This window comes from Arthrobacter sp. P1_D4 (assembly GCF_056406115.1).
Genome location: NZ_JBFUAU010000026.1, coordinates 79,144 through 91,236, shown reverse-complemented (window position 1 = coordinate 91,236; position 12,093 = coordinate 79,144). Strand labels below are relative to the sequence as shown.

Sequence of the window (12,093 nt, the reverse complement as noted above, 5' to 3'; positions counted from 1 at the left end):
AGGGCCCGCGTTTGCGGCGCCGCGCTTAGGCACGTACACCGGCAGGTGCGGGCCAGGCCAGACGGCGGGCAAGGTAAGGCGGCGGGCAAGGTAAGACGGCGGGCCAGGTCAGACGCGGACGCCGGAGGACTGCAGGGGGATCCGGATCAGGAAAGTGGCCCCGTGGCCGAATTCGGATTCCACCGTGGCCACGCCCCCATGCGCCTGGGCGATGGCCGCGACAATGGCAAGGCCTAGTCCCGAGCCCTCCACGCCGCGGCCCGTGTGCGCCCGGCCGAACCGTTCGAAGATCCGCCTCTGGTCCTCGGTGGCGATGCCGATCCCGTCATCGCGCACCCACAGCACGAGGGTGTCCTGCGGGGGCAGCGAGGTGCCGTCGTTCGCCGTCGGGCGCTCAATCCGGGAGCCGAGCGCGATGGTGGAGGACGGACCGGTGTACTTGACGGCGTTCGCGGCGAGCTGGACCAGTGCCTGGGTGAGGCGCTGCGGATCCGCCTCCACCACGTAGTCGGCTCTTTCATCGATCTGCCAGTGCCGGTCGGCCAGGACGTGCACTTTCTCCATGACCTGATCCAGGAGTTCCGGGACCCGGACGGGTTCACGCTGGATGAAGCCGATCTCGCCGGAGTTGGCGAGCAGCAGGAGGTCGTCCACCAGGCGCTGCATCCGGTCCACCTCGTCCAGCAGCACGTCCCTGGTGGCAATGACATCGTCCGGATCATCGACCGTCACGAGCTCGAGGTGCCCGCGGAGAATGGTCAGCGGGGTCCGCAGTTCATGGCCGGCGTCGTCCAGGAACTGCTGCTGTTGCTGGGCGCCCTCATCGAGTCTTTCCAGCATGGTGTTGAAGGTCTTGGCAAGCAGGGTGACGTCGTCCTCGCCCTTGCGCACCTGGACCCGCTGCGTGAGGTCCTCCGGACCCACCGCCCGGGAAGTCTCGCGCATACGGCGGAGCGGATCGAGCAGCCGGCCGGCAACCACGCTGCCAATCACCGCGGCAGCCAGGAGCATGCCGAGGGCCACCAGCGAATACGTCCGGACCGAGCTGGCGTTGTGCTCGCGCTGGTCGCCCGCGTCCCGGCCGACCAGGAAGAATGTCCCGGGGGCGCCTTTCATGGGCACCACCACTGTTCTGAGCGGACGGCCGTCCGAGTTCAGCTCGCCGAAGGACGCGCCGGCCTGGTTACTGAGCTGGGCGGCATCGGCCAACATGCTGTTGTTCAGGAGGTTGCTGTCCCCGTTGCCCTCAACGGTCCATGCCACATGCCCATCCACTATCCCTGCCATGACCTCGTTGCTGCGCGGCTCGATATCCTCCGCGGCCTCGTGAAGTGCGCTGATGTACTTCCTGTTAGCGTAGTCTCCGGACGTTTTTTTGTTGGTCTGGACGAGCTTGACCACGGCGTTGGCCTTGTCCAGAACCGCCTGGTCTGTCCTGGCGTCAGCCTCCTGGAACTGCACCACGAACGTGACCACCCCGGCCGTGACCACTCCGGCGAGCATCATGCCCAGCATGGCGGCCACCACCCGGAAACGCACCGAGTGGAACTTTGCGCCCCAGCCGGACGGGTCCTGGGTTTCCGCCTCAGGGAAGGCAACCGCCGGCGCGGCCTGGCCGTCTTCACTGGGATGTTCATCCGAGGTGGCCACTCTGTTCCCTTCCTGCGCGGATCAGCTTGCTGTGCCTAGCTGAGGCGGTACCCGGCGCCGCGGGTGGTGAGGATTCGGTCCGCGCCGAGTTTCATCCGCAACTGACGCACGTACACATCCACCACGTTGGACGTGCCGTCGAAGTCGTAGCCCCAGACATGGCTGAGCAGTTGCTGCCGGCTCAGAACCTGCCCGGGGTGGAGCAGGAACATTTCCACCAACGCGAATTCGCGGGCGGAGAGTTCCACCATCCTGCCGTCGACGCTGACCGAGTGGGTGAGCAGGTTCAGCTCCAGGTGCCCGTAGCGCATGACGCTTCCCGCCAGCACATCGCCGGAGTCCGACTTGCGGATCCGGGCCTTGATGCGGGCCACGAGTTCCTCGAAGTGGAAAGGCTTGACGATGTAGTCGTCGGCGCCGCCCTCCAGCGCTGCGACGGTGTCGCTGGATGATCCGCGGGCCGTGAGGAAGATGACCGGGATGCCCACCTGGCCGCGGCGCAGTGCCGCGAGGACGGCGTACCCGTCCAGGCGGGGGAGCCCGATGTCCAAAAGCAGGAGATCGAATTCGCCGCTGGAGGCGTAGTCCACGGCCGTGACGCCGTCGGCGACCACTGTGGGCACGTAGCCAGCCGCGCGCAGGCCCTTTTCGATGAAGCGGGAGATGCGTTCTTCGTCTTCTGCAATAAGGATGCGGGTCAAGGTGACTCCCTGGAAAAGCCCGGATCCGGAAGGCCCCCCTAGCCGCGCATCTGCACGGTCCTCTTCGCGGGATCCTAGGCCTGCTCCAATACTGCGGCGTCTCCTACATGTGACTGGGAGGAATTCCGGGGCCCCAGCAGCCTCGATCAGCCCGGAGTGCGGGCCGGACCCGTGCCCCGCTGTGTGGGGCCGGCGGTTGAGCTGGTGCGGACCCGTCAGGGCGGCGCGGCAGGACGTGCTGGACCGCGCGCTGGACAAGAGGCCCCTGCGTCGGGGCGACTGAACGTTCTTGATTCAGAAGGAATGGACATCTGGTGCTCCTCCAGAGGACGGCCCCACGGCGTGGGGTTCCATCGGGCAGCTGCGGCTGAGACTATTCCCGCTTCTTTCATCCTGCCCCCGTAATGGAGCCTGCGCCACCTTTGATCGGTTGATTTTCAGGCTATTAACAGGGACCTCACCATCACCGCCCAAAAAGCGCACCGGTGAGCTGGCGGGTCAGGTCGTGGATGAGGTCCAGGCGGTCCGCACTGTCGGCGTCGTCCGGGCCCCACGTATAGATGACCACCGCGTAGGAGCGGTCCCCGGCGCTGAGCAGGGCGGCGTCGTGGACGTAGCCCTGCACCACGCCGTACTTGTGGTGGACCGTGATGCCGGGCGCAACGGCGGCCGGGACGAGGTCCTCGTCATTGGTGTGCTGCATGTAGCCGAGCAGCTCCGCGGTGTGATCGGCGTTGAGCAGCTTGCCCGTGGTGAGCTGCGCCAGGAGCCGCGCCATGTCCGTCGGGGCCACCAGGTTTTGCTCGGGATCGTAGGTGATGCCGAGGGTGGCGGCGTAGGCGGTGAGGTTGGGGTAGCCGATGTCCCGCATCAGCAGGAGCCATGAGTCGTCGCTGCTGGTGTTGATCATGGCTTTGAGCTGGAACGCGGCATTGAACGCGCCCAGGGGAGCATCGAGTGACTTATCGCCGGTTTCCACGAGGTGGTAGTAGGCGGCGGCCGTCAGGACCTTCGCGGTGCTCGCCGCGGTGTACGGTGCCACGTCGCCGTAGCTCTGCAGCTGGCCGTCGCGGGTGTCCAGCACGGCGACGCCGATCCGGTGATCGGGGTGCGCGCCGATGATCCGCTGCATCTCGGCGGGAAGGTCGACGGCGGCGGCCGCCGGGGCTGCCGGTGCGGACTCCGCCGGGCCCGGCTCCTGCTGCTGGGCGACGGTCAGGACGTCACCGGTCAGGAAGTCGCGGGTCAGGAAGTCACGGGTGTGGGAATCACTGCCGGGTGCGGTGCGGATCGCGCCGAGGACCACGACGGCGGCCAGCACCAGCACGGCGGCGGCCCAGACAAGCACCACGTTCCTGCGGTGGGTGGGAGCGGCCGGCCGGGGGCCCGGATTCGTCATGTGCGTGGGCCTTTCCGGACTCGACTGGGTGGTGCCTCCGACGTTAGGCCGGGCCGGGGGCGAAGTCCACGGAGCGCGCGGGGCACGGCCCAAGTGGGACAAAAATCCCAGATGCGGGTCCACTACGCTGGCATTCATGACCCGGAAAATTACTGTCAGCCTGCCGGACCCCACCTTGCGTGAGTACCTTCAGCCGCACCCGGACGTCACCGTCCTGGAATGGGACCTCGCCAGTGAGCCGCCCCTGCCGCGGATCGACATCGTGGTCCCGCCGTACATGGGCGGCCCGGAGGTCCTGCGGAGCCTGGCAGCGGTGGACACGGCCCTGGTGCAGAGTCAATCGATCGGATACGACGGCGTGGCGGAGTTCCTGCCGGCCGGGCGGGTCTTCGCTAACGCGTCCGGCGTGCACGAGACCTCCACCGCGGAGCTGGCCCTCGCCCTGATCCTCGCCAGCCAGCGCGAACTGCCCCGCCTGATCCAGAACCAGCAGGACGGACGGTGGGATGCCCGGCCCACGGCCAGCCTGGCCGACCGCCGCGTCCTGATTGTTGGCTACGGCGGGGTGGGCAAGGCGATCGAGGACCGGCTGCTTCCATTCGAGACCACCGTGACCCGGGTGGCCAGCACCGAACGGACGGATGACCGCGGCCGGATCCACGGCATCGCGGAGCTGCACACGCTCCTGCCGGAGCACGACATCGTGGTGGTGGGGGTTCCGCTCAGCGACTCCACCCGGCACCTGATTGATGACGCCTTCCTCGCGGCCATGCCGGACGGCGCCCTGGTGGTGAACGTGGCCCGCGGCCCGGTGGCGGACACGGAGGCCGTGGTCCGGCACACCGCCTCCGGCCGGATCCGCGCCGCGCTGGACGTCACTGATCCCGAACCCCTGCCGCAGGACCACCCGCTCTGGCGGACCCCGGGCGTCATCATCAGCCCGCACGTGGGTGGCGCGAGCTCGGCGATGCGCCCGCGGATGGGCCGGCTGCTGCAGCGGCAGATCGAGATCATGCTGGCGGGCGAGCCGCCGGTGAATGTGGTGTTGAACGGCTAGTTGGGCGGCACGGGCCCCGGCCCGGGCGTGTCGCTTTAGCCCTCCTGGGTCACGGCCGACATATCGCCGACGCCAGGTGTGCCGTCGGCGAGCGCGTAGCGCTGCTGCACCGCGCCCTTCTGTGAGGCGACGACCGGCTCGATGAGCCTGAGGTTCGTCGGAACTACCCCGTCCGCGAAGACCTTCTTTCCACCGCCGAGGAGGATCGGATATACCCAGAGCGTAAGTCGGTCGAAGAGCCGCTCGGCAAACAGGGTCTGCACGAAGTCGAGGCTGCCGATCACGTGGATGTGCTCGTGCCGGTCGCGCAGTTCGCGTACGGCGGCGACGGTATCAGGACCGAGGAGCGTGGAGTCGGCCCATTCGAGGGCCGGCGACTGGCGCGAGGCCACATATTTCGGGATGCGGTTGAACAGCCGTGCGATGTCACCGTTGGCGTGCGGCCAGTAGGCGGCGAAAATGTCGTAGGTCCGGCGTCCGAGCAGAAGCGCGTCCATCCCTTCCATCCCGGAGACGACCTGCCCGCCGACGACCTCGTCTATGAGGGGTGCCTGCCAGCCGCCAAACGCGAAGCCGTCGGCAGGGTCCTCGTCGGGCCCGCCGGGCGCCTGCGCAACGCCGTCGAGAGTGGTGAACAGGTCGATATGGATGAGTCCCATGCCGTGCTCCTTCTCCGTCGCCCGTCGTCGCCGCGGCGACGGGATCACTTCGAGGCTGGCACACCGTTCCCCTGCGAAGCAACAGGTATCAGCGGCTCCCGGCGGTGTCCACCACGCAGAACCTGTTGCCCTCCGGATCGGCCAGGATCACGTAGTCGGCGTCCGAGGGCCGCTTGCTCCATTCGATCCGGGTGGCGCCCAGGGCCAGGAGGCGCTGCACCTCGGCGTCCTGGGTGTCCGTGTAGAGGTCCAGGTGCAGTCGCGGGGGAATCTGGACGGCCGCGGGGACGCGGTCCAGGGAGACACAGGTGCCCACGCCGCCCGGCGGCTGCAGGATCACGAAGTCGCCGTCGGGCTCGTACCGCGGCTCGTAACCCAGGGCTGCCTGCCAGAAATTCATCTGGCGTTCGAGGTTGTCCACCCGGATGACGATTGAGCCAATGCGCAGCATCCGCCTCAAGCTACACCCGGGCCGCAGGCCCGGCAAGCAGTCCAGCCCGGCAAGCAGTCCAGCCCGGCAAGCAAACCGCGCATTTGAACATCGCCGCAGGCCCGCCCCCGATTCGCCCTGAGAGGAACCCAGCTATCTCCCGGCGGCCGGACGTAAACTGACCCACACAAGTGCCTGTGACGCGTGAAGTGGAGACCGGATGCTCTGGAAACTGCTCGTCGAATACCTGAGGCCGCAGCGGCGGCTGTTGCTCGCCGTCGTCGTCTTCCAGCTGGCGGCGTCCATTGCCTCGCTGTACCTGCCCACCTTGAACGCGGACATCATCGATCAGGGCGTGGCGACGGGGGACACGGACTACATCCTGCGCGTCGGCGGCCTGATGCTGGCGGTCACGCTGCTGCAGGTCATCTGCACCGTCGTGGCCGTGTACTTCGGGGCGAAGGCCGCGATGGCACTGGGCCGGGACGTCCGGGGCGCCATCTTCAGCCGGGTCGCCGCGTTTTCCGAGCAGGAAGTCACCCGGTTCGGCCCGCCCAGCCTCATCACCCGCTCCACCAACGACGTCCAGCAGGTCCAGCAGCTGGTTCTGATGTCCGCCACGCTCATGGTTACGGCGCCCATGCTCTGCATCGGCGGGGTGATCATGGCCATCCGGCAGGACCTGCAGCTGTCCTGGCTGATCGCCGTCAGCGTCCCCGTGCTGCTGGCCGCGGTGGGTTCGATCATCTTGCGGATGGTGCCGCTGTTCCGGGTGATGCAGGCCCGGATCGACACCGTCAACCGGGTGCTGCGCGAACAGCTCACCGGCATCCGCGTGGTGCGGGCCTTCGTCCGGGAGGACGTGGAGACGGCCCGCTTTGCCCGCGCCAACGAGGACGTCACGGACACTGCGCTGCGCGCCGGCAGGCTCATGGCTCTCGCGTTCCCCACCGTGATGTTGGTCCTCAACGTCTCCAGCACAGCCGTGATCTGGTTCGGCGCGTTCCGGATCGAGGACGGCTCCATGCAGGTGGGCACCATGATCGCGTTCCTGAGCTACCTGATGCAGATCCTGATGTCCGTAATGATGGCCACGTTCATGGCGATCATGATCCCGCGCGCCGCCGTCTCGGGGGACCGGATCGGCGAGGTCCTCGGGACCGAATCCAGCGTCCGGCCGCCGCTGCGCCCGGTTTCGCGCGCGGCCGGGCGGGCAGCCCGTGGCGAGCTGGAGATGCGCGACGTCGGGTTCGCCTACCCGGGTGCCGAGCAGCCGGTGCTGTCGGACGTGAACTTCACCGCCCGCGCGGGGCAGACGACGGCGATCATCGGCAGCACCGGCTCCGGCAAGACCACCCTGGTGAACCTGATGCCGCGGCTCTTCGACGCGACCTCCGGTTCGGTCCGGATTGACGGCGTGGACGTCCGCGAGCTGCACCCGGACCTGCTGTGGGGGCACATCGGCCTGGTCCCGCAAAAGCCCTACCTGTTCTCCGGCACGGTGCGCAGCAACCTGCTCTACGGCAAGCCCGACGCCACCGAGGACGAGCTCTGGCGGGCCCTGAGAATTGCGCAGGCGCAGGATTTTGTGGAGGAGCTGGAGGGCGGGCTGGACGCGCCGATCTCGCAGGGCGGCACCAACGTCTCCGGTGGCCAGCGGCAGCGGCTCGCGATCGCCCGGGCACTGGTGAAACAGCCCGAGCTCTACATCTTTGACGACTCCTTCTCTTCGCTGGACACCGCCACGGACGCCCGGCTGCGGCAGGCACTCAAACAGCACACCGCCGGGGCCACCATGGTGATCATCGCCCAGCGGGTCTCCAGCATTGTGGACGCGGACCAGATCCTGGTGCTCGAACGCGGCAGGATCGTCGCGCACGGCACACACGAGGAACTGCTGGAGGCGTCGGAGACGTACCAGGAGATTGTGAACTCCCAGCTCGCAGCGGAGGAGGCAGCATGAGCCGCACCGACAAGGCGCCGACGCCGGCCCCCGCCGCCGCTCCTGCCGCCGGGGCCCCCGGGGCCCCCGCGGCGCAAACCCCGATGCGGATTCCGCGCCCGGCGGGCGGACCCGGCCGCGGCGGCCCGTTTGCCGGGATGAACATCCCGGCCGAGAAGGCCATGAACTTCGGACCGTCTGCCCGGCGGCTGCTGGGGGAGCTGCGGCCCGAACGGCTGTGGCTGACGCTGGTCCTGGTGCTCGCCGTCGTCGGGGTGACGTTCTCGGTGATCGGACCCCGGCTCCTGGGCGAGGGCACTAACCTGATCTTCGCCGGCGTCGTGTCCAAGCAGCTGCCGCCCGGGGAGACCCAGGACCAGGTGCTCGCCCAGATGCGCGCCGCCGGGCAGACCCAGCAGGCGGACATGCTCGGCGCCATGACGCTGACCCCGGGCGCCGGGATCGACTTCACCGCGCTGGCCACCGTGCTGCTGTGGGCGCTGGTGTTGTACGTGCTGGCATCGGTGTTCGGCTGGATGCAGGCGTACATCCTCAACGGCGTCGTGCAGCGCACGGTCTTCCGGCTCCGCGAGCGGATCGAGGCGAAGATCAATAAGCTGCCGCTGCGCTACTTCGACTCGGTGCAGCGCGGCGAGCTGCTCAGCCGGGTGACCAACGACGTCGACAACATCTCCCAGAGCCTGCAGCAGTCCATCAGCCAGGCCGTGACCTCGGTGCTGACCGTGGCCGGGGTGCTGGTGATGATGGTCCTGCTCTCGCCCACGCTGGCGCTGATCGCGCTGGTGACCATTCCGCTGACCCTCGTGACGACGGCGGTGATCGCCAAGCGCTCCCAGAAGCTGTTCGTCGCGCAGTGGCGGCACACCGGGGAGCTGAACGGGCAGATTGAGGAGACCTACACCGGGCACGCCCTGGTGAAGGTGTTCGGCCGGCAGCGCGAGGTGGAGGAGCGGTTCCGGCAGAAGAACGCGGAGCTGTACCAGGCGAGCTTCGGCGCGCAGTTCATTTCCGGCTTGATCATGCCGGCCATGACGTTCATCGGAAACCTGGTCTACGTGGGGATCGCCGTGGTGGGCGGCCTGCAGGTGGCCTCCGGGGCGATGCAGCTGGGCGATGTGCAGGCGTTCATCCAGTACTCACGGCAGTTCACCCAGCCGCTGGCCCAGTTGGGGTCCATGGCGAACCTGCTGCAGTCCGGCGTGGCCTCGGCCGAGCGGGTGTTCGAGCTGCTGGACACGGACGAGCAGTCGCCCGATCCTTCGCCGTCCGAGGCGCCTACTGGTGGCCGGGGGCGGCTGGTGTTCGAGGACGTGTCCTTCTCCTATTCGCCGGACAAGCCGCTGATTTCCTCCCTCAGCCTGGTGGCGGAGCCGGGGCAGACGGTGGCCATTGTGGGCCCGACGGGTGCGGGCAAGACCACCCTGGTGAACCTGATGATGCGCTTCTACGAGCTCGACGCCGGCCGGATCACGCTGGACGGCGTGGACGTCACCGCGATGACCCGGGATGAGCTGCGCTCGCGGATGGGCATGGTGCTGCAGGACACCTGGCTGTTCGGCGGGACCATCCGGGACAACATCGCCTACGGCCGGCCCGGCGCTTCGGAGGACGAAATCCTGGAGGCCGCGAAGGCGACGTACGTGGACCGGTTCGTCCGGTCCCTACCTGAGGGCTACGACACCGTGCTCGACGACGAAGGCGGCAATGTGTCCGCCGGCGAGAAGCAGCTGCTCACCATCGCCCGGGCGTTCCTGGCCCGGCCGTCCGTGCTGATCCTGGACGAGGCGACTTCTTCCGTGGATACGCGGACCGAGGTGCTGGTGCAGAAGGCGATGAGTGCTTTGAGGAGCGACCGGACTTCGTTTGTCATTGCCCACCGGCTGTCCACCATCCGCGACGCCGACCTCATCCTGGTGATGGAGGCGGGGCAGATCGTGGAGCAGGGCACGCATGCTTCGTTGCTGGAGGCGGGCGGCGCGTACGCGGCGCTGTATGCGGCGCAGTTCGCGGCTCCGGTGGCGGAGGTTTAGCGGGAACAGAAACATTCTTCCGTCGGACTCGAGACGGGTAGTTCTCAGTGCGGATCAATTCTACGTAATATCCACTATCGATGGCTGCCCCGTAGTAGCTCAGTCGCGCCTGTGTGGCAGCTGACTATAATGTGCTGGCACCCAGCAAATCGAGATCCTCAAGCTCGTCGTCGGTATCCCAGCGCAGGTCAATTACGAGTCCTCCGAATATCAGGATGTTATTTGTAGCAGCCCACTTCGCGGGTCAACTGCGAATGGCTTGCAGGTTGTCGAGTTGAGAGAGTATTTCGTTCGTAGTTGCCTCGATGCCTTCCTGGGTGGGCACTGTCAGTCCTGCTTCGTCCGACTGAAGGGGTTCGAGTGTCTCCAGCTGAGAGTTGAGAAGAGAAGGGGGCATGAAGTGTCCGGGACGCTGCGCTACCCGGCTTTGCAGAAGCGGCAGCTCGACCTTGAGTTGGACGAAGGCTGCCGCGGGTGCTTGGGCCCTGATTGCATCCCTGTAGGCGCGTTTTAGCGCCGAGCAGGCAACGATGATTCCCTTCGGATGGTTTGAGGTCAGCTCGGCACCTACGAGTCCGAGCCAGGGCCACCGGTCCTCGTCTGTGAGTGGGATGCCTGCAGCCATTTTTTCGACGTTGGCTTGAGGATGCAGCGAGTCTGAGTCGACAAAAGTGGCACCCATGCGTTGTGCAAGCGCAGCACCTACGGTTGATTTTCCGGCCCCGCAGACGCCCATTACGACAAGGACAGGTTTCATCAGAGAATGCCCTGGACGGGGGTCCCGGCCGGGATCGGCTCGTGACGTGCCACCTCGACCGGACGCTGGAGCAGCCCGTCGAGGGAGGCGTTGAGCCGCTTGACCGGTTCGCCGGCGCCGTGGGCGTCGAGCAGTTCGGCGGATTCCCATTTCTCGATCATGAGGATGTGGCCCTCGGGAGTCTCGTGGATGGCGTAGAGGAGGCAGCCGGGTTCCCCATGGACCTCGGCAATGGCCGGGGACAGGGCCGCGACGACCTGGTCGAAGGATCCCTCTTTGGGGGTGAACTTTGCGGTGACGACGACGGGCATGGTTTTTCCTTAGTGGGTAGGGGCTAGGGCGAGGGGGGCACAGCTATTGCGGGGCAGGAACTCGGCTTTGACCTCGATGAGCCGCGGGCCTTCGGGCAACCTTCCCTGCATCCGTCCAAGCACGAGTTCGAGCGCATGGACGGCGAGCATGTCCAGCGGCTGGCGGATCACGCTCAGCGGCGGGGACATGAGTTCTGTCCAGGGATTGTCATCGAAGACGATCACGGAGAGGTCGTCCGGGATGCGTACCCCCCTCTGAACAAGCCGCCGGACCGAGCTCTGTACCTGTGCGGTGTTGGCCACAACCAGGGCGGTGGGCGGCTGTGGCATGGCAAGGAGGGAGCCGACGGCGTCGCCGCCAGCGTCGCCGCGAAAAGGCACATCGCGGATGAGCAGGGGGTCGACCGGAAGGGACGCGCTGTCGTGCGCCGCGGTGTAGCCGCTGATCCTGGCCCTTCCCGTTGAGGTGCTCCGGGGCCCGGTAATAAGGGCGATCCTGGTGTGGCCGAGGCCGATCAGGTACTCCGTTGAGCGCTGGGCGGAGTCATAGTTTTCAATGCTGACGACGTCGGCCTCGCCGAGTTCCTCGATGGTGCGGTCAACGAAGACAACATTCACGCCGAGGTCCTGCAGGCGTGCCCATTTCTCAACGTTCCCGCCCGTGGGGGTAGCGATGACACCGCTCACGGACCGGTCCAACAGCGTATCCAGCGATTCCGCTTCCAGGTGCGGATCCTCCTGGGTGGTCATCAGGACAACCTGCACGCCGTGGCTGCGGGCCTCCCACACGATGCGGTCAGCCAGCCGCGCGAAGAACGGGTTGGAGAGGTCTGTGACCACGAGCCCGATCGTGAGTGCATGGCCTGCGCTGAGTTCCCGGGCGGCCGCGCGCGGACGGTAGCCGAGTTCGTCGATGATCCTGAGAACTTCCTGCCGTTTTGCCGGCGCGACGGGTCCGGAGTCCGGGTTCAGGACCCGGGACACGACAGAGACCGAGACTCCCGCAGCCGCCGCGACATCGCGAATGGTTGGGGCCTTCTTCACTGCTCCTCCTTGAGGTCCGCGATCGGCGGCTGATGACCGCGGGCTGTCTATCCGCCCTGTGATCCTTGCCCGTTCGACTGCGTTCGATTGTG

The 12,093-nt window shown here is 67.1% G+C and carries 11 protein-coding genes; 3 read left to right on the top strand and 8 right to left on the bottom strand.

Annotation, left to right across the window (positions count from 1 at the left end):
• Positions 1 to 108 precede the first annotated feature (108 nt).
• From AC1D0A_RS20665 to AC1D0A_RS20655, 3 genes are all read right to left on the bottom strand, one after another.
• On the bottom strand, positions 109 to 1,650 hold the full coding sequence (locus tag AC1D0A_RS20665) for a sensor histidine kinase (RefSeq protein ID WP_476943736.1): 1,542 nt from the start codon (positions 1,648 to 1,650) through the stop codon (positions 109 to 111).
• A gap of 35 nt (positions 1,651 to 1,685) precedes the next feature.
• Complete coding sequence (locus AC1D0A_RS20660) at positions 1,686 to 2,351, bottom strand: response regulator transcription factor (RefSeq protein WP_476946695.1); 666 nt, start codon at positions 2,349 to 2,351, stop codon at positions 1,686 to 1,688.
• 463 nt (positions 2,352 to 2,814) lie between these two features.
• Positions 2,815 to 3,750: a serine hydrolase gene (locus AC1D0A_RS20655; protein ID WP_043435005.1), complete on the bottom strand. Its 936-nt coding sequence runs from the start codon at positions 3,748 to 3,750 to the stop codon at positions 2,815 to 2,817.
• A 136-nt stretch (positions 3,751 to 3,886) separates the two neighbouring features.
• Here AC1D0A_RS20655 and AC1D0A_RS20650 point away from each other — a divergent pair, with 136 nt between their 5' ends.
• Complete coding sequence (locus tag AC1D0A_RS20650) at positions 3,887 to 4,807, top strand: 2-hydroxyacid dehydrogenase (protein ID WP_476946694.1); 921 nt, start codon at positions 3,887 to 3,889, stop codon at positions 4,805 to 4,807.
• 35 nt (positions 4,808 to 4,842) lie between these two features.
• On the opposite strand, the gene AC1D0A_RS20645 is transcribed toward AC1D0A_RS20650, so the two are convergent.
• Both AC1D0A_RS20645 and AC1D0A_RS20640 read right to left on the bottom strand, forming a co-directional pair.
• The gene (locus tag AC1D0A_RS20645; RefSeq protein ID WP_028275838.1) at positions 4,843 to 5,466 is read right to left on the bottom strand and encodes a dihydrofolate reductase family protein; all 624 of its coding nucleotides are present in this window, start codon (positions 5,464 to 5,466) and stop codon (positions 4,843 to 4,845) included.
• Between the two features lie 88 nt (positions 5,467 to 5,554).
• On the bottom strand, positions 5,555 to 5,917 hold the full coding sequence (locus tag AC1D0A_RS20640) for a VOC family protein (protein ID WP_476946693.1): 363 nt from the start codon (positions 5,915 to 5,917) through the stop codon (positions 5,555 to 5,557).
• Positions 5,918 to 6,116: 199 nt separating this feature from the next.
• On the opposite strand from AC1D0A_RS20640, the gene AC1D0A_RS20635 reads away from it, so the two are divergent.
• Positions 6,117 to 7,859, top strand: a complete 1,743-nt coding sequence (locus tag AC1D0A_RS20635) for an ABC transporter ATP-binding protein (protein ID WP_476946692.1) — start codon at positions 6,117 to 6,119, stop codon at positions 7,857 to 7,859.
• Complete coding sequence (locus tag AC1D0A_RS20630; protein ID WP_476946691.1) at positions 7,856 to 9,889, top strand: ABC transporter ATP-binding protein; 2,034 nt, start codon at positions 7,856 to 7,858, stop codon at positions 9,887 to 9,889. The genes AC1D0A_RS20635 and AC1D0A_RS20630 overlap by 4 nt, the downstream gene beginning before the upstream one ends.
• A 244-nt stretch (positions 9,890 to 10,133) precedes the next feature.
• Here the strand turns inward: AC1D0A_RS20630 and AC1D0A_RS20625 are convergent, their stop codons facing one another.
• Genes AC1D0A_RS20625 through AC1D0A_RS20615 form a run of 3 tightly spaced genes read right to left on the bottom strand, consistent with a single transcriptional unit; the run spans position 10,134 to position 12,001 of the window.
• Complete coding sequence (locus tag AC1D0A_RS20625) at positions 10,134 to 10,646, bottom strand: gluconokinase (protein ID WP_476946690.1); 513 nt, start codon at positions 10,644 to 10,646, stop codon at positions 10,134 to 10,136.
• Complete coding sequence (locus tag AC1D0A_RS20620) at positions 10,646 to 10,957, bottom strand: putative quinol monooxygenase (protein WP_476946689.1); 312 nt, start codon at positions 10,955 to 10,957, stop codon at positions 10,646 to 10,648. The genes AC1D0A_RS20625 and AC1D0A_RS20620 overlap by 1 nt, the downstream gene beginning before the upstream one ends.
• A gap of 9 nt (positions 10,958 to 10,966) precedes the next feature.
• Positions 10,967 to 12,001 (bottom strand): LacI family DNA-binding transcriptional regulator, encoded by a 1,035-nt coding sequence (locus AC1D0A_RS20615; RefSeq protein WP_476946688.1) that lies wholly within the window; start codon positions 11,999 to 12,001, stop codon positions 10,967 to 10,969.
• Positions 12,002 to 12,093 lie beyond the last annotated feature (92 nt).